Origin of the sequence: Sorangium sp. So ce176, assembly GCF_051519835.1 — a bacterium.
GTDB lineage: Bacteria > Myxococcota_A > Polyangia > Polyangiales > Polyangiaceae > Sorangium > Sorangium cellulosum_G.
In genome coordinates, this window is sequence record NZ_CP150371.1 from 3,649,445 (window position 1) to 3,669,771 (window position 20,327).

Here is a 20,327-nt window from a genome sequence, read left to right on the forward strand (position 1 = left end):
GTCGTGAACGCCGCCGCTCGCGCCCGCATCCTCCTGGTCGACGACGAGCCGGCCCAGCGCCGCGGCCTGGCGCGCGCGCTCGTGCGCGACTTCGACGTCCTCACCGCGGAGGACGGCCCCGCCGCGCTCGGGCTGCTCGCGACCACCCGCGTCGAGGTCGTGCTGCTCGACCTCGCCATGCCGCGCATGGGCGGCGCCGAGGTGCTCGAGCACATCAAGGCGAGGTTCCCCACCGTCGAGGTCGTGGTGATGGCCGGCCACAGCGAGGTCGAGGCGGCGGTCGCGGCCGTGCGCGCCGGCGCGTACGCGTTCGTGATGAAGCCCGTCGACCCGGAGGCGGCGCTCGCGACAGCGATCGAGCGCGCGATCGAGCGCCGGCGGCTCGTCGCCCGCGCCAGGGCGCTCGAGGAGCGGGTCGGCGAGCACGAGCAGCTCGGCGAGGTGATCACGAGCTCCGCCGCGATGCAGGAGGCGTACCGGAAGGCGCTCGGCGTCGCGGCCCTGGCGGCGCCCATCCTGCTGATCGGCGAGCGCGGGACGGGCAGGGAGCTCGTTGCGCGCGCCGTCCACCGGCGCGGGCCGCGCGCCGGGGCGCGCTTCGTCGCGGTCGACTGCAGCGCGCTGCCCGGGCCGCGCGCCGAGGACGATCTCTTCGACGGGGATCGCGACCCCGCGCCGGACGGGCACGCCGGCGCGGGCCTGGTCGAGGCGGCGGACAAGGGGACGCTCTTCCTCGAAGAGGTCTCGGCGCTGTCGCTCGCGGCCCAGGCCAGGCTGCTCCGGGTCCTCACCCACGGCGAGATCGCGAGGGCAGGGGGCGAGCCGCGGCGCGTCGACGTGCGGGTCATCGCGTCGACGTGCGCCGACCTGAGGGAGCGCGCCGCTGCCGGCCAGTTTCGCGAGGACCTCCTCTACCGCCTCGGCGTCATCCTCGTCGAGCTGCCGCCGCTCCGGCGGCGCCGGGAGGACATCGCGCTGCTCGCGAGCCACTACCTGAACCGGTATGTGCGCGCCCACGGCCGCGACGTCCGGCGGATCGGCCCCGAGGCGGCGCGGCTCCTGCGCGAGCACGCCTGGCCGGGCAACGCCCGCGAGCTCGAGAGCGCGATCGAGCACGCCGTGATCTCCGCGCGCGGCGAGGCGATCCTGCCCGCGGACCTCCCGCCCTCGGTGTCGGGGCGCGCAGGGCCGGAGCGGCGTCCCCCCCGGGACGCGCTCGTCCTGCCCGCGCAGCTCTGCGAGCTCCCCTATGCGGAGGCCAAGGAGCGCGCCGTCGACGCGTTCGATCAGATCTACGTCCGGCGCCTGCTGCAGCGCACGGGCAACAACCTGAGCGAGGCGGCGCGGCAGGCGGGCATGGATCGCTCGAATTTCCGGAGGCTCAAGAAGAAGATCGCGGCGAGGGGAGACGAGGAATCGACGCAGGAGGCGCAAGAAGCGCAAGAAGCGCAAGAAGCGCAAGAAGCGCAGGAAGCGCAGGCGGACAGGCAGCCGGGAACGCTGGCAGCGGCGGACGCGGGGGCGGGGCCGGACGGGGACGACGCGGGCTGACGCGCTCCACGGGCATCGCGCGCCCCACGCCGCGCAAGCGCGCGGCCGGCTCGTGCTACGTTGCGCCGAAAATGGCCCGACGCGCTGCACGAGGTGCCCTTGTCGCCGCCGCCGTCTCCCTCGCGGTCCGGCTCACCCCGTCCGCCGCTGCCGCCGCCGACGCCGGCGAGGCGCCCCGGCGGCAAGCGGCGGTCGTCCACGACCTCCCCCGCGTCCTCGCGCTCGCCGACCGCAATCACCCGAACGTCGCCGCCGCCCGCGCGCGGCTCAACCAGGTCCGCGCGCAGCTCGACGAGGCCCACTACGCCCCGTTCTCGCAGTTCAAGCTGACAGGGGGCGTCGCGCTCGCGCCGACCGTCCGCGGCAACAACGTCTTCAGCCCGAACACCGACGTCTCGCTCACCTCGAGCCTCGGCGTCGCCTGGCGCGCGAACATCGACGGCGTCGTGCCGCTCTGGACCTTCGGCAAGATCACGAGCCTCTGGGACGCCGCCGAGGCGAACGTCCGCGTCAACCAGGCGAACGTGGAGAAGGAGCGGGACGCGGTCCGGCTCGACGTCCGCAAGGCCTACTTCGGCCTCCAGCTCGCGCGCGACTCGCGGAGCCTGCTCATGGACGTGCGGCGCGAGATGGACAAGGCGCTCCAGCGCCTGGAGGAGCAGGTCGAGCGCGAGGAGGGCGATCCCATCGAGCTCCTCAAGCTGCAGACCTTCGGGGCCGAGCTCGAGGCGCGCGGGGCCGAGGTCGACAAGTACGTCGCTGTCGCGCTGGCGGGGCTGCGCTTCTACACGGGCGTCCCGGACATCGACATCCCCGACGTCCCGATCCGCCCGCCGAAGCACCGGCTCGGTCACGTCAGCCGCTACCTCACCGCGGCGCGCCTGTACCGGCCCGAGCTCGCGCAGGCGCGCGCGGGCCTCGACGCGCGCACCGCGCAGGTGCGGCTCGCGCGCGCGCAGCTCTTCCCCGACATCGGCATCGGCCTCCAGGTCGGCGTGAGCGCCGCGCCCGAAGTCGCCGATCAGCTCAACCCGTTCACCAGCGACCCCGGCAACTACTTCCACTACGGCGCCGCGCTCGTGCTGCAGTGGAAGCTCGACCTGCTCCCGCAGTCGGCCCGCGTCCGCTTCGCCGAGGCGCAGCTCGAGGAGATGGCCGCGACGCAGCGCCTCGCCATGGGCGGCGTCGCCACCGAGGTCGAGACCGCCTACGCCGAGGTCGTGGAGGCCCAGCGGCGCCTCGACGCCTACGCCAAGGCGGCCAGGTACGGCAAGCGGTGGCTCGTGATGGTGCAACAAGGGATCGACGTCGGGACGATGGCCGAGAAGGATCTCATCGATCCAGCCAAGGCGTACGCGACGAACCGCTTCAACCAGCTCAACGCGACGATGGATCTCGACATGGCGATGTCGCGCCTCGCGAAGGCCACCGGCTGGGACGCGATCGCGCCAGACGGCACCTGAGCCATGGGACCGGACGCGCTGAGCCAGGGCGCCGCCCTTGCTCCCCCGGGGCCGGCCTCTGCGCGCACCGCGGCTTGAACGCGGCCGTCCTTGGCACTACCGTGCGCCCCAGCATGGGAGCTGACGACAGGCGGGCGCCGCACAGAATGGCCGTGGCAGCGAACGGGGATGCGGCGCGCCGCGGCGCCTCGGGCGGCTCCACCATCGCGTTCTCGGTCCTGCTCGCCGCGGCGGCCGCGGCCATCATCGGCACTCTCCATTTCGTCGCCTACGTCGTGCCGACGGAGGCCTCGATGGGGATCGTGCAGAAGATATTCTACTTCCACGCCCCCGCCGGGTACGCGATGTACCTCGGCGCGACCGCCTGCTTCATCGGCTCCGCCGGCTACCTCGCGCGCGGCACCCAGTGGTGGGACTCGCTGGCGAAGTCCGGCGCGCAGGTCGCCGTGGCGATGGGCCTGATCGTCCTCATCACCGGCCCGCTGTGGGCCGCCAAGGCGTGGGGCGTGTACTGGACGTGGGATCCACGCCTGACCACCTCGCTGCTCAGCGTCCTTATCTACGTCGCCTATGTCGTGCTCCGCGCCTTCACCGGCGACAGCGACGCCGAGCGCAAGTTCGCCGCGGCCCTCGGCGTCCTCGGCGCGGCCAACCTGCCGATCATCCACTATTCGGTGAAGATGTGGGGCGGTAACCATCCCACCGTCATCACGGGCAAGGGCGGCGGCCTCGGGCACCCTGACATGAAGTTGGCGCTCGGCTTCGGCTTCCTCGCGTTCACGCTGCTCTCCCTCGCGCTCCTGTGGGCGCGCCTCCGCGTCGATCTCGCGTCCGCGCGGCTCGCGGAGCTCGAGCAAGAGGCCCTCGAAGTCGGCATCGGAGAGGACTGAGATCGTGAATTCCCTTCATTCCTTGTTCGCTCACGCGGCCCTGCAGCAACCGACGGGCACCACAACGGACGACCGAGCGCAGTCGTTCCGCCCCGTGCAGGGGGGGAACGAGATCCAGAGCGGGGAGAAGCTGCTCGTCGAGGCCTACGCCGCGATCTGGCTCATCGTCTTTGCGATGGTCTTCCTCTCCTGGCGCCGGCAGAAGCAGATCGATCGTCGCATCGACGCGCTCGAGGCCGCCGTGCAGCGGGCGCGGGCCAGCTCGGGCCAGGGGACGAGCTGATGCCGAACATCGGGGAGATGACCCCGCAGCACGCGCTCTACATCCCCGTGGTGCTGATGCTGGGGCTGATCATCGGCTACATCTTGGGCAGCCGCGCCGTGCGCGCCGAGCTCGAGCGACGTAGGCGCAGAATGAAGGAGTGACGGGGGCGCGAGCCCTCGTCCCGCGTCCCGGTGGGCGCTGCGAGCGCCGCGCCTGCCCCACTAGCCGGAGGTCCCAGGTGGTCGATTTCTCTGTGAGCGAAGAGCACAAGGCTCTCATCGATACGGCGCGCCGCTTCACGAAGGAGCGCATCATCCCGATCGCGGCCGAGTGCGATCAGAAATCGTACTTCCCGATGGACGTGTTCCTGGAGGGCTGGAACATCGGCCTCGTCAACCCGACGTGCCCGGCCGAGTACGGCGGCCCGGGGATGGGCGAGCTCGAGAACGCCCTGCTCGCCGAGGAGCTCTCCTACGGGTGTACCGGGATCCAGACGAGCTTCCTCGCCAACGGGCTCGCGCTCACGCCCATCAAGCTCGCGGGCAGCGAGGAGCAGAAGAAGAAGTACCTCGGCATGCTCAACGCCGAGCCGATCATGGCGAGCTACTGCACGAGCGAGCCGGACGCCGGCAGCGACGTCGCCGGCCTCAAGACCCGCTTCACGAAGCACGGGGACGACTACGTGCTGAACGGGCAGAAGTGCTGGATCACGAACGCGAGCTTCGCGCGCTTCTACGTGATCTTCGCGACCTCGAACCCGGAGCTCCGGCACAAGGGCATCGCGGCGTTCATCGTCGATCGCGACACGCCCGGCCTCCGCGTCGGCAAGAAGGAGGACAAGCTCGGCCAGCGCGCGAGCGACACGGCCCAGGTGTTCCTCGATGACGTGAAGGTGCCGAAGCAGAACCTCCTCGCGCCGGAGGGGCAAGGCTTCAAGCTCGCGATGGAGACCTTCAACCAGACGCGCCCCGACATCGGCGCGGCCGCGACGGGGCTGATGCGGCGCTGCGTCGACGAGTGCGTCGCCTACGCCAAGGAGCGCAAGGCGTTCGGCCAGCCGATCGGCAACCACCAGCTCGTCCAGTGGATGCTCGCGGAGATGGCGATCCGCGTCGAGGGGACGCGTCTGCTCTACCAGAAGGCCGCGTGGAACCTCGATCACGGGGTGCGCGACCCGATCGTCTCGAGCTTCGCGAAGGCCTATGGCGCCGACAGCGCGATGCTGACCGCCGTCGACGCCGTCCAGGTGTTCGGCGGCAACGGCTACGTGAAGGAGTACCCCGTCGAGAAGATGATGCGCGACGCGAAGGTCCTCCAGATCTACGAAGGCACGAGCCAGATCCAGCGCATCGTCATCGCGCGCCAGCTCCTGTCGTAGGGCGCCGATCGCCCCTGGAGAGCCGGCCGCGGGCACGCCGAGCGGGGCCGGCTCGCTCGGCGCCTCACCCGGGCGGCGGCCTCGCGTCTGGCTTCAGGGTTGGGGGTGCCAGATCAGCGTCAGCTCGGGGCCCAGCGTGAGGGCCAGGCCCTCGGCGGGGATCATCACGCGGCGGACCTTCTGGCCCGCGTGCCTCGTCCCGTTCGTCGAGCAGAGATCGAGCGCCATGATCTCGGCGCCGTCCCGCAGGAGCAGCAGGTGCGTCCGCGAGATGTGCGTGCTCAGGACGGCGCGCAGCCCGCGATCCAGGCAGTTGTCGGCGCGCCCGAGCAGCACGCCGTCGTCGAGCGCCTGCTCGGGCAGCTCGACCGCGGCGCTGCGGTCGCTCGACTGCAGCGTGAGCCGCACGTACCCGGTCTTCGCCCGAGGCGCCACCATCTCCTCGATGTGCGAGACAGGGCGCACCGACGTGATGTGCGAGATCTCGCCGCGCGCGAAGCGGTGGCTGGTCGTGATGCCCTCGGTCGGCGCCTGGGGCGCCGCGCCCTCGACAGCGGGCTTCTCGGAGACGCTCTCGAGGCCGCGCGGCGGCTCGCTCATCCCGCACGAGCTCACCTGCAGCACCCGCGACGAGGCCCGCGGCCCGACCGGGATGCCGCCGACAACGTGCTTGCCGATGCGGACGAGCAGCGGGCCGCTGACAACGATCGAGCGACGCGGCACGTCGTCGTCGACGAAGAACGGGATCGAGGTCTGCAGATCCATGAGCCGCAGCCCGAAGCCGCCGTCGCCGAGGTTGCAGCAGGTGGCGACCAGGTGGCGCACGCACACGTCGTCGCCCGAGGCGAACTTCACGTCGCAGCGCGGGTGCGAGCCGAAGACGGCGTACGCGCCGCTGCTCGCCGGCAGATCCAGCCACGCGACGTCGCCGCCCGAGACGCGGAACAGCCGGTACCCCTCGACCATCGGCGACTCGGGCGGGTTCAGCGCCATCACCGCCTCGGCGGTGGACAGGGCGCGCCGCATCGTCGCGACGTCGATCCGCGGTTGCACGCTCATCGCGCGCTCCACGTTCTGCGCGGCGTCGCGCCTGGGAGCGCTCGCTGCGCCGATCGCGCCGGCCGCGTCTGCCCGCCGAGCTCGGGCGTGAACGGCGGAATCGCTGTGCGAGCCTGCGGTGAATCCGCGGCAGGGAGGGGCGTGGTGGAGTGCAGACAGCAGCAAGGCCTCATGCGGTCGAGCCGAATCCTACCGGAATTTTTCGTCTGGGGCTCTTTCGCTGACGCCTCGAATCTGCTGCGGCGCTGGGCTCGGGTCGAGACGACGGATGTCCGGCTCAGCTCACGCCGACGCTGACCTCCGCAACGAGCTCGCCGCCCCAGCGCCAGAAGGCGACCGAGCGGCTGAACAGGAGGATGACCTCCAGCCCGAGCCCACCGCCGAATTCGAGCCGAAAGCGCCCGGCGTCCACCTCGATGAGTTGCATGCCCCCCGAGCACGCGAGACTCGGGCCAAGCATGGATCCGTGCGCGTTGGACGCTGGTGTGTCCGCCGGGGGCACGGCCGCGCCCGCGCCCGGGCAGGGCGCGCCGGGGCCGCGCCGGCGTGTGCCCGGCGACGTCGCGCAGCGCGCGCGGCCGCGCTCCGGGGCGGCAGGGCGCGCACGCCGGAGGGGGCGAGCGCGAGGCGGCCGCGGGCGGGCGAGCGCGGAGGCGAGCGAGCGTGGCGCGGTCGAGCGGCCGATCGCGGTCGAGCGATTTTGACGCCGCCCGCGCGGTGTCTATCCTGGTCGCGGTGTCCCGGATCCTTCCGCGCTTCGACTACCGCATCGAGTTCGCCGCATCGACGGATGTCGGCCTCGTCCGCCCGAGCAACGAGGACCGGCTCCTCTGCTGTCCCGAGCTCGCCCTCTTCGCCATCGCGGACGGGATGGGGGGCCACGCCGCCGGCGAGGTCGCCGCCCAGATCGCGATCGACACGGTGCGCGACGAGGTGCTCCGCCCGCCCGCGGCCGCGATCCTCGACGCCTACGTGGCCGACCCGAACATCGAGGCGCGCCGCGAGGTGTTCGCGCTGCTCCGCCGCGTCGCCGAGGCCGCGCACGACGCCATCCTCGAGGCGCGCCGCAAGGAGCCGAGCTACCAGGGGATGGGCACCACGCTCGACTTCGTGGTGCTCGCGCACAGCCGCGCGTTCTTCGCCCACGCCGGCGACAGCCGCGCCTACCTGGTTCGACCGACGACCACCGTCCAGCTCACCCAGGACCACGCCCTCTACGATACGCTCCGCGCGGCCGGCAAGGCGACAACGGCCAGGAAGCCGCAACGGAACCCGCTCGTGAACGCGATCGGGCTCGCGGGCACCGTCTCCGTCGACACGCTGTTCGTGGATCTCTCCCGCGGCGACCGCATCCTCCTCTGCACCGACGGCGTCCACAACGCGATCGACAGCGAGGCGTCGCTCTCGCGCTTCTGCGCGAAGGGCAGCCCCGAGGACGTCGCGGCCGGCCTCCTCAATCACGCGCGCGAGCGGGGAGGGCTCGACAACGCGAGCGTGATCGTCATCGACATCAAGGAGCGCTTCGTCAAGCGCGCGGACGACGCCGGGCCGTCGTCGCGCGAGCTCTCGGTGCTCTCCGCGTGCCCGCTGCTCGCCGGCATGAGCCCCGCCGCGGTGCTGGGCGCGCTCGCGGCGGGCGTCGAGGTGGAGCTCAGCGCGGGCGATCGGATCCCGCGCGACGTCGCGAGCGATCTTGTCGCTTACCTGGTGCTCGACGGGGCCGTGGACCTGCCCGACGGCCGGCGGGTCGGCTCGTCCGGGCTGCTCTTCCCCGAGTCGCTCGTGGGCGCGCGGCGCAAGGGCGAGCTGCCCGTCGCGGCGGGGCGGACGCGGCTCATCCGGATCCGCAAGGACGACTTCGCCGAGGTCTGCGAGCACGACGCCGAGCTCGCGGCGGCCCTGTACCAGCGGCTCGCGCGCTACCTCGCGCTCGGGACCGGCTGAGCGCGGCCCGCGCGATGCAGCTCCCCCTGCTCCACCTCGACGACCGCGTCGCGGCCTTCGCGAAGCCGTCCGGGCTGCTCGTGCACCGCGGCTGGGGCGACGCGCCTGTCGTGTTCGTCGATCTCGCCGAGCGCGCGCTCGGCCGGAAGGTCTACCCGGTGCACCGCCTCGACAGGGCCACGAGCGGCGTGCTGCTCGTCGCGCTCGACGCCGCCGCGGCGGCGCTGCTCTGCGCGCAGTTCGAGCAGGGCCTCGCGCGGAAGCGCTACCTGGCGCTCGTCCGCGGCGTGCCCCCGGAGCGCGGGTGCATCGATCACCCGATCCCGCGGCGCGAGGGCGGCCCGCGCGTGCCGGCCGTCACCGAGTTCGAGCGCCTCCACGCGCTCGAGCGCTACGCCGTCGTCGAGGCGCGGCCGCGCACGGGCCGCCTGCACCAGGTGCGCAGGCACCTCAAGCACATCAGCCACCCGATCATCGGCGATGTGAACTACGGCAAGGGCGAGCACAACCGCCTCTTCCGCGAGCGCTACGCGCTGCACCGCCTCGCGCTCCACGCGGCCGAGCTCGCCGTCGCCCACCCCGAGACGGGCGCCCCGCTGCGCCTCGCCGCGCCGCTGCCCGACGACCTGCGCGGCCCGTTCGACCAGCTCGGCGTGCCGGCGTGGATCGGCGCGGCGCCCGCGGCCTGAGGCCGGCCCAGGATCGGCGCGCTACTCGGCCTCTGGCGCGCGCCGCTTCGGGGCGACGCCGTGCCCCGCGGCGATCGCGTCGAGCGAGAGCGCCGGTCCCGCCTGGGTGAAGCCGCCGTCGAAGGGGTTCTCGGCGAGGAACATCGGCGTGTCGAGATCGACGAACGAGAACCCGCCCAGGCCGGCGGCGAAGCACGCCGACGTCGTCATCGCGAGCACCGACTCGACCATCCCGCCGATCATGAGCCGCAGCCCCGCCGCGCGGGCGACCGCCGCGATGTCGAGCGCCTCGGCGATGCCGCCCTTCATCAGCTTGATGTTGACGACGGTCGCCGCGCGCTCCGCCGCGATGCGGAGGACGTCCTCCGCGCACGTGGCGCTCTCGTCGGCGGCCACGTCGACGCCGGCGCGCCGCGTGACCTCCTTCATGCCCTCCCAGTCGTCGCGCGGCACCGGCTGCTCCAGGAGCGCGACGTCCGCGCCGAGCCGGCGCGCGTGCGCGACGAGCGCGACCGCCTCGCCGGCCGTGAGCCCGCCGTTGCCGTCGAGGATCAGCGACGCGCCCGGCGCGGCCGCGTGGATCGCCTCGATGCGCGCCGGGTCCGACGCGGCGAGGCGGCCGCCGACCTTCACCTTGAGGACGCGGAAGCCCATGGCCGACGCGCGCCGCGCGGCCTCCTCCGCGCGCTCCGGCGAGCCGGTGGTGATCGTGATGTCGGTCGTGAGCGCCGTCCCGGCGCCGCCGAAGAAGGCCCAGAGCGGCATGCCCGCGCGCCTCGTGAGCGCGTCGAGGACCGCCGTCTCGATCGCGCAGCGCGCAGCGCCCGCGCCGCCGCCCGCCGCCGCCCGGAGCGCGCCCGCGATCGCGCGCCACGCGCGCGCGTCCGCGCCCTCCGCGGCGCCGCGCAGCGAGAGGGCGGCGGCGCGCGACGCCTCCTGCGTCTCGCCGTTGAAGGCCGGCAGCGGCGCCGCCTCGCCGAAGCCGAGCGTCCCGTCGGCGAGCTCCACGGTGACGAGGAGGTTCTCCGCGCGCTCCTGCGCGCCGCCGGCGATGCCGAACGGCTCGTGCAGCGGGATGTCGAGCGCCTCGACCGAGACGCGCCGGATCAGGGTAGGGGACATGAGGGCAACCGCCGCCTTCTCACCGGCCTCAAGGAGAGGAGGCCGGGCCGAGCAGCGCCTCGATCTCGCGGGAGATCCTCGCCTCCTCGCCGTCCTCGTAGCCCGCGTGGACGTGCCGTACGACGCCGCTCCGATCGACGATGTAAGCGGTCGGCATTCTCGGCGGGTTGTATTTTTTCACCGCGCTCTGGTCCTTGTCCCAGAGGATCCTGAACCTGACCTCGGCCTCGTTCGCGAACGCCACGAGCTGCTCCTTCGAGACGTCCTCGGGGGCGTCGAGCGCGACGGCGATCACGGCGACGTCGGCGCCGAAGCGGTCGACGATCTTCTGGTACCCGGGGAACGACTTCCGGCAGGGGTGGCAGTAGGTCGCCCAGAAATCGACGATCACCACCTTGCCGCGCGCCTCGCCGAGCGTGGCGGGCCCTTCGCCGCTCACGACCTCGGCGGCGAGCTCGGGCGCCGCGGCGCCGATGAGGCCGCCGCCGACGACAGGCGCCAGGGCGGCAGGCGGGGCGCCGCCGCAGCCGGCCGCTGGCGAGAGGGCGAGCGAGGCGCAAAGGACGGCGGCGATGCGGGCGAACGGCGGTGACGGGCTCCGGCTCATGGCGAGAACTTCCTCTCTGTCAGGGCTCGCGATCGACGATGGACGCGAGCATCTCCCCCTCGGCGCAGAGCGTCCCGTCGACGCTCGCCTCCCCGCGCAGCTTCCAGACGTTCGAGCGGTGGTGAACCACCTCGACGTAGAGGTCGAGCCGGTCGCCGGGCGTCACGGTGTGGCGGAACTTCGCCTTGTCGATGCCGAGGAAGAACATGAGGTTCGACGTCGCGTCGAACGGGTCGGACGCATAGGCGAGGATGCCGCCGAGCTGCGTGAGCGACTCCAGGATCAGCACCCCGGGCATGATCGGCCGCTGGGGAAAATGCCCCTGGAACCAGGGCTCGTTGTAGGCGACGCACTTGTAGCCGCGGATGCTCTTGTTGGCGGTGACCTGCGTCACCCGGTCGACCATCACGAGCGGGTAACGGTGCGGCAAGATCGACAGGATCTGATGGATGTCGAGCGTGACGGGCTCCTGGGTACGGTCAGGCAAGGCCGACTCCTTTCACGGCGTCGAGCGCGCGGCGCGCTACTTCGGCGCGTCCTTGTTCTCGGCCTTGTCGCCGCCCGCTTCGTCCTCGCCCCCGCCGGTGTTGTAGAGCTGGATGATCTGCTCGGTGAGATCGAGGTCGGCGCGGACGTACGGGGCCGCCTGCTTGTCGAGGATGACCTCGTAGCTTGCCTTCTTCGCGATCCGGGCGACGATGATCATCATCTTCTTGATGATGGGCCCGGTGAGCTCGCCCTGCTTCTTCTGCAGCTCCTTGTTGTAGTCGACGAACACGGTCTGGAGCTCGACCATCTGGCGCTGCCAGTCCTCCATCCGCTTCTGCAGCGACTCGCGCGAGAGCACGCGCGACTGCTTCTCGATGTCCTCGCGCGCCCGCTGGAGCTCCGTCTGCTTCGCGTCGAGCTCCTGCTGGCGCCGGTCGAAGAGCTTCTTCAGGGTGGCCTGCGCGCGGATGCCGTCCTCGGTCTGCATCACGGCGTGCTGCACGTCGACCACGGCGATCCGGGTCTCGGCGGCGGCGACGCCCGGCGCGACGAGGGCGAGCGACACGACGGCGGCGCGGGCGATCCGGGCGAGGGGCGGCGCGGGCCGATGCACAGGGGAGCGGGCGACCATCCGAGGCGATTACCCGCCGCGTGACGGACGGTCAAGGTGTGCGGGACAAGGACCACGGAAGCGGAAGGTGGTGAGGAGGGGGCGCCGAGGACGGCCCCTCTCACCTCCTGCGGCGAGCGTCGCGGCGGGCGAGCGGCGCGAGCGGCCCTGGTCAGCAGCCGTGGATCAGAGGCACTCGCCCGAGATGCAGTCTTTGCCGTCGGGGCAGGGCGCGTCGAGCGTGCACTCCGGCGCGACCTCCTCCCGCGTCTTGCAGACGCCGTCCTCGCAGCGGATGAAGCGGCTGTCGATGAGCCGGCATGCCTGCTCGCTGGCGCACGGGTAATGACAGTAGCCGTCCTCCATGCACTCCTGGCCCTGGGCCGCGCAGGCCGTGCCGCCGCAGCCGGGCTGCGGCGAGGGGTCGGGCATGCACGCGCCGGTCACCGCATTGCAGACCTCGCCGTCCGCGCAGTCCGCGTGCGTCGCGCAGCCGGTGGTGCAGGCGCCATCGACGCAGATCGCGCTGCCCTCGCACGGCGCCGCGTCGCCGCACGCGGGGTTCTCGGGGTCGGGGACGCAGACCCCGCGGTCGCAGCGGGTGCCGGGCTCGGCGCAGGGGACGCTGTCGGAGCAGCCCTCCGCGCACTCGCCATTCACGCACACCCGGCCGGCGCCGCACTGGTAGCTGAACTCGCACGCGGCGATGCAGAGCCCGTCGACGCAGCGCGTGCCGTCGTCGCACGCCTCGTCGCCGTCGCAGGGGCACGTGGTGAGCTCCGCGTCGCAGGCGGCCTCGTCGCCGCCCGCGCCGCCCTGGCCCGCGCCGCCCTGGCCCGCGGGGGCCTGGCCCGCGCCGCCCTGGCCCGCGCCGCCGGCGACGTCGGGCACCGCAGGGCGACAGCCGTAGCCGTCGCAGAGAAGGCAGTTCTCGCCGTCGCTGTCGCACTGGAGCGAGGCGTCACCGCAGCCGCCGCAGCCCGCCGCGGTCGCGGCGATACCCAGAAACAGCGCGCCTCGACCCAGGATCTTCGCAAGGGGGGAATGAAGAAGCATCGAAGTCCTCCAGCGGCGGCCGGCACCGGCGCGGCCCTCCCGCACGACTACCATGCCGGGCGCTAACACGCAGCGTGCCATGGGCCGGCGGGAGAGGATGGCCGGGAAGCCGGACCGGCCGTTCGCGCTGTGAACCTGCGTTCACCTGCGCTGGTCGCGCGAGGTTCACTGGCCCGCGGGCGTGGGGGAGCGCAGCGTGAGGAGGAAGACGGCCGGCGCTCCGGCCCGGCAGGCGCCCTGCTGGCGGCTGCTGGGCGCAGCAGGCGCTTCCGGTCAGGGCGAAGGCGCGTGTGCGCCCGCTGCGAGCGGCCCGGTCGTTCGCAGCGCGGGGATCACGAGCGGTATCCGGCGTTCACGTCGACGTAGCCGTGCCCGAGATCGCTCGTGAGATAGGAGAAGTCGCCGGGGCCGCTGCCGAGCACGAGCTCGATGACGTAGGTGTCACGCGCGAGCACCTCGTTCGCCTGGCGCTCTGCGTCCGCCCCGATGGGCCCGCCGTTCCGCACGATCGGGATGCCGCCGACGAGGATCTGGGACTGGGAGGGGTCGAACGGGACGCCAGCGCGCCCCGCGGCGGCGAGCAGCCTCCCCCAGTTCGCGTCCTTGCCGAACAGCGCGGTCTTCACGAGCATCGACGTGGCCACCGTGCGCGCCACGTCGCGCGCGGCCTCGCGCGTCGAGAGCCCGCGGACGCGGATCTCGGCGACGTGCGTGCTCCCCTCACCGTCGGCCACCATCGAGCGCGCGAGCTCGCCGCAGACCTCGATGAGGCCGGTCGAGAGCTCGTCGCGCGAGACGCGGCGCTGGGAGGCGCCGGAGGACAGGAGGATCACCGTGTCGTTGGTGCTGGTGTCCCCGTCGACGCTGCACGCGTTGAACGTCACGTCGCACGAGGCGGACAGCGCCAGGCTCGCCTCGCCGGGATCGATCACGGCGTCGGTGAACAGGAAGACGAGCATCGTCGCGTGCGGAGGCCCCACGTCGGGGTGGATCATGCCCGCGCCCTTGCCGATGCCGAGCAGCGTGGCGCCCGCGCCCAGCTTGCGCTGCGAGAGCTTCGGCCAGCGGTCGGTCGTGCAGATCGCCTGGGCGAAATCGAGGTAGCCCTCGGGCGACAGGCGCGCCGAGAGCTCGGGGACCCGCTCGACGATCCGGTGCGCCGGCAGGACGGCGCCGATGACGCCGGTCGAGGCGGGGAGGACCTCGTCCTCCGAGGCGCCGATGGCCTGGGCGATCGCGCGCGTGGTGTCGAGCGCCGCCTTCCAGCCGGCCTCGCCCGTGCAGGCGTTGGCGCATCCGCTGTTGACGACGACGGCGCGGGCGCGCCCGGACCGGACGCGCTGCATGGCGATGTCCACGGGCGCGGCGCGCACCAGGTTCCTCGTGAACATGCCGGCCACCACGGCCGGCTGATCGGCGACCGCGAGCGCGACGTCGATGCGCCCGTCTTTCCGGATCCCGGCGCTGACGGCGCCGAATCGAAACCCTGCAACTGGCTCGAAGCTCATGAGGGCGCGGAGTCTATGCACGAACGGGCGTGGGGAGAAAGCGGCAACGGTGTGTTGGCGGCGCGCTGGCGGCGCGTCCGCGACGCCGCGCGGCGTCGAGCGCGAGACGAAAGCCCACCACGCGCGCGAGCGCTCGACGCCCGGATCGCCGCCCTGGCGCGCGACTCCCGCGCTTCCAGGGATCACTCCGCTGCTCATTCCAGATCTCGCCGCGGCGGATGAGGCTCCGGAGACGGCCGGGCTGAGCGCGGCATTTGCAATGCTTCGCTCCGATGAGCGCCGTCCGGATCATCGACATCAAGGGCCTGTATCAGCCGGGCTTTCCGGACAGCTCGGCCCCGCCGGGGGAGACCCGGGCCGCTGGATACAACCCCGGCTACACGAGCCTCGACGACCAGGGGCGCGTCTACATCAACCGAGATCTCGACGGGCAGTGGGCAAGGAATACGCAGCTCATCGAGATCACAGTCGAGGTGACGAGCCCCGAGGGCGAGCTCCCGGAAGGCGCGCGGATCCGCTGGAGCGCGCGAGATCCCGACGACCCGTTCAACGAAAGGCCGGAGGTGCACCCGGACTGGGCCCCCACGATTGATGAGAACGACTTTGACGCCGCGGAAAACTATGTGGGGCCGGCCAAAGACGACAACGAGGGGACGCCGGACACGAGCCCTGACTGGGAAGAGGTGGAGGGCTATTCGCTGCTCGACGCGACGGAGACCAGCGCGAGCACGGCGATCGAGGGAATGAGGAGCAAGATCCGGCGCCACATGACCGACATCGCCGGAGACAACCTGATCGTCCGCGCCGAGCTCGAGGCCGAGGGCCTCGCCGGGTCGGCCGCAGACGAGACGGGGATCATGACGCTCTGGCGCAGGATCGACGTCGAGTACATCCGGATGGAGAGCGCCCATCCGCTGGCCGTGGAGCAGGTGCCGGCGCACTTCGAGCCGGTCTTCACGCAGCTCGACTTCACCGAAGAGCGGGTGATCCAGGATCGACAGCACCTCGCGCTCGACGCGGGCACGCTCGGCGAGACCGCCTCCCGGTTCGTGAGCGAGGTCTTCTCCCGCGCCGGGGAGCCGGGCTGGTTCTGCCTGATCGCCGCGCTCGAGCCGCACCCCGTGCCCCAGGTCCGGGGCGCGCTGCTGTTCACCGGGATGGTCACGATCCGGGCCGGCGGCGAGGGAGAGCGGCGCATGGAGTACGTGGAGATCCCGGGAGAGCACCAGGACGCGAGCTACGTCACATTTGGCTGGGACGGCGAGCAGATCAGCTTCTCGGTCGCGATCGCGACCGTCCTCGCGGACCCGCCGCGGACGCGGCTCTGGCTCGAGCCGCACGACATCCAGAGCGAGTTCACCGCGGGCGACGGGTCCGTGGCGCACGCGTACAGGGACCGCCTCTTCTTCTTCCCTCGCGCCCGCCGCAGGGGCGCGGCGTGGGAGCCCCCGGGCTACGGTATCCCCGCGCGCGTCCAGGCCGACGTGCGAGGCCCGGGCGCCGCCTACGCCGCCGGCATGAGCCCCACGATCGACGTCGGGCCGGCGAGGTACTTCGCGGGCAGGACCATCATCTTCACCCAGCACCGGGCGTGGTGGGATCCGGGGCTCGCGGAGCCGCGGCCCGGCTTCGAGCAGCGCACGCTCCACACAATCGTTCACGAGCTCACGCACGCGTTCGGGATGCCGCACAAGTGCGGCTACTTCGATTACCGGACGCCGCGCCGGACCACGTGCTGCATGAACTATCGATCCCACTGGATGATCGACGCCGATCAGCAGCTCATCCCGGGGACCGCCGATCGGGTCGGCACCGACCTGTGCGGGCGCCACGTGAAGGAGACCCGACGCGTGCGCCTGGAGAACAACAGGGGACTCCGATGGAGGTGAGGGGCTGTCATGTCAGATGACCACGCGCGGGAAGAGACGACGCCGGCCGGCCCGCCCGGCCTGGCGCTGCGCTCGATCGATCACGATCGCCGCTACGTGCTCGGCTTTCCGCTGCACGTGGCCATCACCGTGTGCGCCGATCGACCCGGGGCCTGCATCCGGCGGCTGCCGCGCGCGAGCTGGGCGGGCAACGCCGGCGCGATCGGCGTCCGCCTCGCGCGGGCGGGCACCGGCGAGGAGGTCGTCAGCATCGAGCCCTCGCCGATCGTGATCCGCGAGCTCGGCACGCCGGTGTTCCTCCTCGATCCGGGCGCGTGCCGGCGCATGCTCATCGACGTGTCGTCGTACCTGCCCGCGGGGATCGAGCCCGGGAGCTACGCGCTGGCGATCATCTACGCGGCGCCGCCGGATCGCGTGGAGAGCCCGCCGGTGACGATCGAGCTCGCGGCGCCGAGCCCCGAAGAGCGGAAGGAGCTGCAGCGGCTCGCGCCCGAGATCGCCCGCTTCGGCTCATGGGGCCGCTGGACGAGCCTCCCTCCGGACGGCGCCGCGCCGGTCGCGGACCGCGTCGAGCCGGGCGATCCGCTGCGCTTCAACCGCATTCTGCGTACCCTGATGTACGGTCCGGATTCGCTCTGCGACGTGGATCCGGCCCTGCTCGACGTCCTCGACGGCGTCTACGCGCCGGAGGCGCACGCGCTGCGCGCCGAGCTCCACGCCGCGCGGGGAGACGCGGCGGGCTTCGAGGAGCAGGCGGAGATCATCCGGACGAGGTACCCGGGGCTCGCCTGGTGGATCGACAGGATCGAGGCAGGGCAGAGCGAGCTTGGCTTCGTCCGGGCGTGCCGGGCGAGGACGCGCGGCGGGGGATGAACGGACGACGGAGGAGGCGCGATCGGCGGCGATCGAGGACGCCGGGGACCACCAGGGCCGCGCTCTTCTCGCGCGCGGCGCGCCGTGCCCCTTGACCGCGGCGCGCGGGGTTCCGAACATCCTCGAGGGTGGACATGAAGGTTCGTTCATGATCGACGCGTCGACGCTGGGCAGGGAGCTCGCTGGCCGGTACAGCGTGGAGGGGCTGCTCGGCGTGGGCTCGATGGGCGCCGTCTTCCGCGCGCGCCACCTCGCGCTCGCGCGGGTCGTGGCGATCAAGGTGCTCACCGGGCACGCGGACCCCAACGCGGGGGAGCGGATGCTGCGCGAGGCGCGCATCTCGGCGCTCATCAAGTCGCCGCACGTGGTGGGCTGTTATGACTTCGGCTTCCTCTCGAGCCGGTCGCCGTTCATGGTCATGGAGTACGTGGGCGGCCCGTCGCTCGCCGCGCGGCTCCAGAGCGGGCCGCTGCCGCTCGACGACCTGCGGCGCTACATGCTCCACGCGGCGCGCGGGATGGCCGCCGCGACGGAGCTCGGGGTGATGCACCGCGACCTCAAGCCGTCCAACATGCTGATCGCACCGTCCGGGGAGCTGAAGGTCGCGGACTTCGGCCTCGCGCGCCTGACGGCCACGACGGGCCCTTCGGCCCTCCGCGAGCAGCCCCTCACGGCCATGGGGACCGTGCTCGGCACGCCGTACTACATGGCCCCCGAGCAGGCCTGGAGCCCGCAGGAGAGCGACACGCGGGCGGATATTTACAGCTACGGCGCTTCTTTTTACCACGCGGCCACCGGGCAGCGGCCGTTCGAGGAGCAGGAGCTGCTCCCGCTGCTGCTCGCGCACCGTCAGGACATCCCGGCCCGGCCGCGGGCGCTGCGGCCCGAGCTCGACGAGGACGTGCAGGCCGTGCTGGAGCGCTGCCTGGCCAAGGACCCGAAGGACCGGTTCCAGTCGTTCGAGGAGATCGAGGCCGCGCTCGTGGGCGCGCAGAGCACGCGCTGGGGGGATCCGCACGATCTGACGCTGCGCACGTACCTGGACCAGTACCAGCGCGTCCGCCCCGTCCTCCTCGCGGGCGGCCCTCCCGGGCCGGTGACATCGTTCCAGTTCCACGGGGACCGGACGCTGGCGATCGTGCGCGCGAACATCGCGGGCGTGTCCGCCGACGCGCTCGTGAGCGCGGACGACGGGCAGCTCACCATGTCGGCCGGCGTGGCGCTGGCCCTGAACCACGGGAGCGGCGGCGTCTGCCACATGGAGACGCGCAAATACGTGCCCGTGCGGCACGGCGGGGTGGTGGTCACGTCCGCCGGCCGGCTGAGCGCGCGGTTCGTGTTCCACGCGATCACGCTCGACTGGGACCACGTGGCGACCTACCGCCCGACGCGCGATCTCATCCTGCGGCTCCTCGAAGGGTGCTTCTACCACGCGGACACGATGAAGCTCCGGAGCATGGCGCTGCCCCTGCTCGGGGCGGGGAGGGCGGGCTTCTCACCCGCCGAGTGCCTCGACACCATGGTCGAGTTCCTCGTCAAGGCGATGCTCCTCGCCGGGACCGGGCTGTCGCACGTGACCATCGTGCTCCGGGACGGGCCGTCGCTCTGAGCTCGCGTCCGGCGCGGCGGCGCCGGGCCCCGGCGCGCCGGCGCCCGCGCCGAAGGCGAGCAGGGCCATGGGGTGCCATCGACGGTAGCTCTCGGAAGTCGTCATCGTGACCTCGAAATCTGCTGCGGCGCGCGCGGCGCCCCGCGACGGGGCGCCGCGGCGGCCGCAGCGATGGGTGGGGGATGGGAATGCGTTCGCCTGCGGGGCAGTGCACAGGGCCTGCCACGCCGGGCAGCGGGCGCGCCGGCGCGCCAGGGCGACGGATCGGGCCGTGAGAGGCGGCGGGAACGGCGCTGGCGCGATGTCAGGACACCGCAGGCGCGGGCGGGCGGCTGAGGCGATCAGGCCTCACCGGGGAACGCCGGCTCCGGCGCGCGCGGCGCCTCAGTGCGCGCTGGGGCCGTTGCCCTGCGCCGATGCCGGCGCAGGCGCCGCGACGGAGACGCGCAGCGCGCCGATGCCTCGCGCCGCGGGCGTGGCGCCGCCGATGTCGATGACGAGCTCGTCGCCGGGCGCGAGCGGCCCGACGCCCTGGGGCGTCCCCGTCGCGATGAGGTCGCCGGGCTCGAGGGTCATCACCCGGCTGATGTAGGCGACCAGCGCGGGCACGCCCCAGAGCATCTGCGCCGTCATCCCGTCCTGCCGCACCTGCGTGTTCACGAGCGCCCGCACGCGGAGCTCGGCCGGGTCGAGCTCCGTCTCGATCCACGGCCCCACCGGGCAGAACGTGTCGAACCCTTTGCCCCGCGTGAACTGCACGTCCTTCCGCTGCAGATCCCGCGCGGTGATGTCGCCGAGGCACGTGTAACCGAACACGTGATCGAGCGCCTCCTCCGGTCGAACGGCCTTGCAGCGGCGGCCGATGATCACGCCGAGCTCGGCCTCGTGCTCGACCCGGTGGCTCTCCGGCGGGAGCACGATCGACTCGCCGGGGCCGATGAGCGCCGAGGGCGGCTTGAGGAAGAGCATCGGCTCGACAGGGACGTCGTTCCCGAGCTCCTGCGCGTGCGCCGCGTAGTTGCGCCCGATGCAGACGATCTTCGTGGGGAGCACGGGGCAGACGAGGTCGACATCCGTCCACGCCACGGCCTCTCCCGTGGCCTTGCCGCCGAGCCAGGGGGGCTCGTCGTAGACGAGCGCGGCCGCGCCCTCGAGGCGGGCGAAGAAGGCCGGGCGATCCTGTTCCGGGGGCACGATTCGGGCGAAGCGCATGGCGCGAGCAAAGCGCGATCTCCGCGTCGCGGCAAGCCCGGGCCCCGCGCGCGCCGCCGCGCCGCGGGCGACGTCGGTCGCGCTGCGGACGCCGTCACGTCGCGGACAACGTC

The 20,327-nt window shown here is 72.6% G+C and carries 20 protein-coding genes; 11 read left to right on the top strand and 9 right to left on the bottom strand.

The window, feature by feature from the left end; genetic code table 11:
* The first annotated feature begins 3 nt into the window (after window positions 1–3).
* The 6 genes from WMF42_RS13820 to WMF42_RS13845 all read left to right on the top strand — a co-directional run bounded on the left by WMF42_RS13820 (window position 4) and on the right by WMF42_RS13845 (window position 5,547).
* Window positions 4–1,551, top strand: a complete 1,548-nt coding sequence (locus WMF42_RS13820; RefSeq protein ID WP_437692372.1) for a sigma-54-dependent transcriptional regulator — start codon at window positions 4–6, stop codon at window positions 1,549–1,551.
* 71 nt (window positions 1,552–1,622) lie between these two features.
* Entirely contained in the window at window positions 1,623–3,014 is a 1,392-nt protein-coding gene (locus tag WMF42_RS13825) for a TolC family protein (RefSeq protein WP_061613430.1), read from the top strand.
* Window positions 3,015–3,160: 146 nt separating this feature from the next.
* On the top strand, window positions 3,161–3,904 hold the full coding sequence (gene ccsA / locus WMF42_RS13830; protein WP_233562726.1) for a cytochrome c biogenesis protein CcsA: 744 nt from the start codon (window positions 3,161–3,163) through the stop codon (window positions 3,902–3,904).
* Between the two features lie 4 nt (window positions 3,905–3,908).
* A complete protein-coding gene (locus WMF42_RS13835; RefSeq protein ID WP_061613432.1) occupies window positions 3,909–4,187 on the top strand; it encodes a CcmD family protein in 279 nt (92 codons plus the stop codon).
* Complete coding sequence (locus tag WMF42_RS13840) at window positions 4,187–4,330, top strand: hypothetical protein (protein ID WP_199694562.1); 144 nt, start codon at window positions 4,187–4,189, stop codon at window positions 4,328–4,330. The genes WMF42_RS13835 and WMF42_RS13840 overlap by 1 nt, the downstream gene beginning before the upstream one ends.
* Window positions 4,331–4,407: 77 nt before the next feature.
* Window positions 4,408–5,547: an acyl-CoA dehydrogenase family protein gene (locus WMF42_RS13845; protein ID WP_061613433.1), complete on the top strand. Its 1,140-nt coding sequence runs from the start codon at window positions 4,408–4,410 to the stop codon at window positions 5,545–5,547.
* 93 nt (window positions 5,548–5,640) lie between these two features.
* Here the strand turns inward: WMF42_RS13845 and WMF42_RS13850 are convergent, their stop codons facing one another.
* Window positions 5,641–6,606, bottom strand: a complete 966-nt coding sequence (locus WMF42_RS13850; protein WP_061613434.1) for a hypothetical protein — start codon at window positions 6,604–6,606, stop codon at window positions 5,641–5,643.
* A gap of 277 nt (window positions 6,607–6,883) precedes the next feature.
* On the bottom strand, window positions 6,884–7,033 hold the full coding sequence (locus WMF42_RS13855; RefSeq protein ID WP_155799138.1) for a hypothetical protein: 150 nt from the start codon (window positions 7,031–7,033) through the stop codon (window positions 6,884–6,886).
* 308 nt (window positions 7,034–7,341) lie between these two features.
* Between WMF42_RS13855 and WMF42_RS13860 the strand changes: the two genes are divergently transcribed.
* Window positions 7,342–8,550: a protein phosphatase 2C domain-containing protein gene (locus WMF42_RS13860; RefSeq protein WP_233560951.1), complete on the top strand. Its 1,209-nt coding sequence runs from the start codon at window positions 7,342–7,344 to the stop codon at window positions 8,548–8,550.
* A 14-nt stretch (window positions 8,551–8,564) separates the two neighbouring features.
* A complete protein-coding gene (locus WMF42_RS13865) occupies window positions 8,565–9,239 on the top strand; it encodes a pseudouridine synthase (RefSeq protein WP_061605389.1) in 675 nt (224 codons plus the stop codon).
* A 21-nt stretch (window positions 9,240–9,260) separates the two neighbouring features.
* Here WMF42_RS13865 and WMF42_RS13870 read toward each other — a convergent pair whose 3' ends face one another.
* The 6 genes from WMF42_RS13870 to argJ all read right to left on the bottom strand — a co-directional run bounded on the left by WMF42_RS13870 (window position 9,261) and on the right by argJ (window position 14,631).
* Entirely contained in the window at window positions 9,261–10,361 is a 1,101-nt protein-coding gene (locus WMF42_RS13870) for a dipeptide epimerase (RefSeq protein ID WP_437692376.1), read from the bottom strand.
* A 28-nt stretch (window positions 10,362–10,389) separates the two neighbouring features.
* Window positions 10,390–10,968, bottom strand: coding sequence for a TlpA family protein disulfide reductase (locus WMF42_RS13875; protein ID WP_437692378.1), 579 nt, complete (start codon window positions 10,966–10,968; stop codon window positions 10,390–10,392).
* 19 nt (window positions 10,969–10,987) lie between these two features.
* Window positions 10,988–11,455 (bottom strand): 3-hydroxyacyl-ACP dehydratase FabZ, encoded by a 468-nt coding sequence (fabZ, locus tag WMF42_RS13880; RefSeq protein ID WP_081426786.1) that lies wholly within the window; start codon window positions 11,453–11,455, stop codon window positions 10,988–10,990.
* A gap of 36 nt (window positions 11,456–11,491) precedes the next feature.
* Window positions 11,492–12,088 carry an OmpH family outer membrane protein gene (locus WMF42_RS13885; RefSeq protein WP_061610578.1) on the bottom strand — a complete coding sequence of 199 codons (597 nt, stop codon included), beginning with the start codon at window positions 12,086–12,088 and terminating at the stop codon, window positions 11,492–11,494.
* A gap of 165 nt (window positions 12,089–12,253) precedes the next feature.
* Window positions 12,254–13,123, bottom strand: coding sequence for a hypothetical protein (locus WMF42_RS13890; RefSeq protein WP_437692380.1), 870 nt, complete (start codon window positions 13,121–13,123; stop codon window positions 12,254–12,256).
* Window positions 13,124–13,455: 332 nt separating this feature from the next.
* On the bottom strand, window positions 13,456–14,631 hold the full coding sequence (gene argJ / locus WMF42_RS13895; RefSeq protein ID WP_061610580.1) for a bifunctional glutamate N-acetyltransferase/amino-acid acetyltransferase ArgJ: 1,176 nt from the start codon (window positions 14,629–14,631) through the stop codon (window positions 13,456–13,458).
* Window positions 14,632–14,903: 272 nt separating this feature from the next.
* Between argJ and WMF42_RS13900 the strand changes: the two genes are divergently transcribed.
* From WMF42_RS13900 to WMF42_RS13910, 3 genes are all read left to right on the top strand, one after another.
* Complete coding sequence (locus WMF42_RS13900) at window positions 14,904–16,520, top strand: hypothetical protein (RefSeq protein ID WP_437692382.1); 1,617 nt, start codon at window positions 14,904–14,906, stop codon at window positions 16,518–16,520.
* Window positions 16,521–16,529: 9 nt separating this feature from the next.
* Complete coding sequence (locus WMF42_RS13905) at window positions 16,530–17,393, top strand: hypothetical protein (RefSeq protein ID WP_437692384.1); 864 nt, start codon at window positions 16,530–16,532, stop codon at window positions 17,391–17,393.
* Between the two features lie 148 nt (window positions 17,394–17,541).
* Complete coding sequence (locus WMF42_RS13910; RefSeq protein WP_437692386.1) at window positions 17,542–19,002, top strand: serine/threonine-protein kinase; 1,461 nt, start codon at window positions 17,542–17,544, stop codon at window positions 19,000–19,002.
* A 384-nt stretch (window positions 19,003–19,386) separates the two neighbouring features.
* Here the strand turns inward: WMF42_RS13910 and WMF42_RS13915 are convergent, their stop codons facing one another.
* Window positions 19,387–20,214, bottom strand: coding sequence for a fumarylacetoacetate hydrolase family protein (locus tag WMF42_RS13915; RefSeq protein ID WP_061610583.1), 828 nt, complete (start codon window positions 20,212–20,214; stop codon window positions 19,387–19,389).
* Window positions 20,215–20,327: the final 113 nt, after the last annotated feature.

Coding starts and splice junctions, on each gene's coding strand:
- WMF42_RS13850 (WP_061613434.1), bottom strand. CDS start 6,606: ATGAGCGTGCAACCGCGGATCGACGTCGCGACGATGCGGCGCGCCCTG.
- WMF42_RS13915 (WP_061610583.1), bottom strand. CDS start 20,214: ATGCGCTTCGCCCGAATCGTGCCCCCGGAACAGGATCGCCCGGCCTTC.
- WMF42_RS13905 (WP_437692384.1), top strand. CDS start 16,530: ATGTCAGATGACCACGCGCGGGAAGAGACGACGCCGGCCGGCCCGCCC.
- WMF42_RS13890 (WP_437692380.1), bottom strand. CDS start 13,123: ATGCTTCTTCATTCCCCCCTTGCGAAGATCCTGGGTCGAGGCGCGCTG.
- WMF42_RS13910 (WP_437692386.1), top strand. CDS start 17,542: ATGATCGACGCGTCGACGCTGGGCAGGGAGCTCGCTGGCCGGTACAGC.
- WMF42_RS13840 (WP_199694562.1), top strand. CDS start 4,187: ATGCCGAACATCGGGGAGATGACCCCGCAGCACGCGCTCTACATCCCC.
- WMF42_RS13885 (WP_061610578.1), bottom strand. CDS start 12,088: ATGGTCGCCCGCTCCCCTGTGCATCGGCCCGCGCCGCCCCTCGCCCGG.
- ccsA (WP_233562726.1), top strand. CDS start 3,161: ATGGCCGTGGCAGCGAACGGGGATGCGGCGCGCCGCGGCGCCTCGGGC.
- WMF42_RS13875 (WP_437692378.1), bottom strand. CDS start 10,968: ATGAGCCGGAGCCCGTCACCGCCGTTCGCCCGCATCGCCGCCGTCCTT.
- argJ (WP_061610580.1), bottom strand. CDS start 14,631: ATGAGCTTCGAGCCAGTTGCAGGGTTTCGATTCGGCGCCGTCAGCGCC.
- WMF42_RS13870 (WP_437692376.1), bottom strand. CDS start 10,361: ATGTCCCCTACCCTGATCCGGCGCGTCTCGGTCGAGGCGCTCGACATC.
- WMF42_RS13865 (WP_061605389.1), top strand. CDS start 8,565: ATGCAGCTCCCCCTGCTCCACCTCGACGACCGCGTCGCGGCCTTCGCG.
- WMF42_RS13855 (WP_155799138.1), bottom strand. CDS start 7,033: ATGCAACTCATCGAGGTGGACGCCGGGCGCTTTCGGCTCGAATTCGGC.
- WMF42_RS13900 (WP_437692382.1), top strand. CDS start 14,904: ATGAGCGCCGTCCGGATCATCGACATCAAGGGCCTGTATCAGCCGGGC.
- WMF42_RS13825 (WP_061613430.1), top strand. CDS start 1,623: ATGGCCCGACGCGCTGCACGAGGTGCCCTTGTCGCCGCCGCCGTCTCC.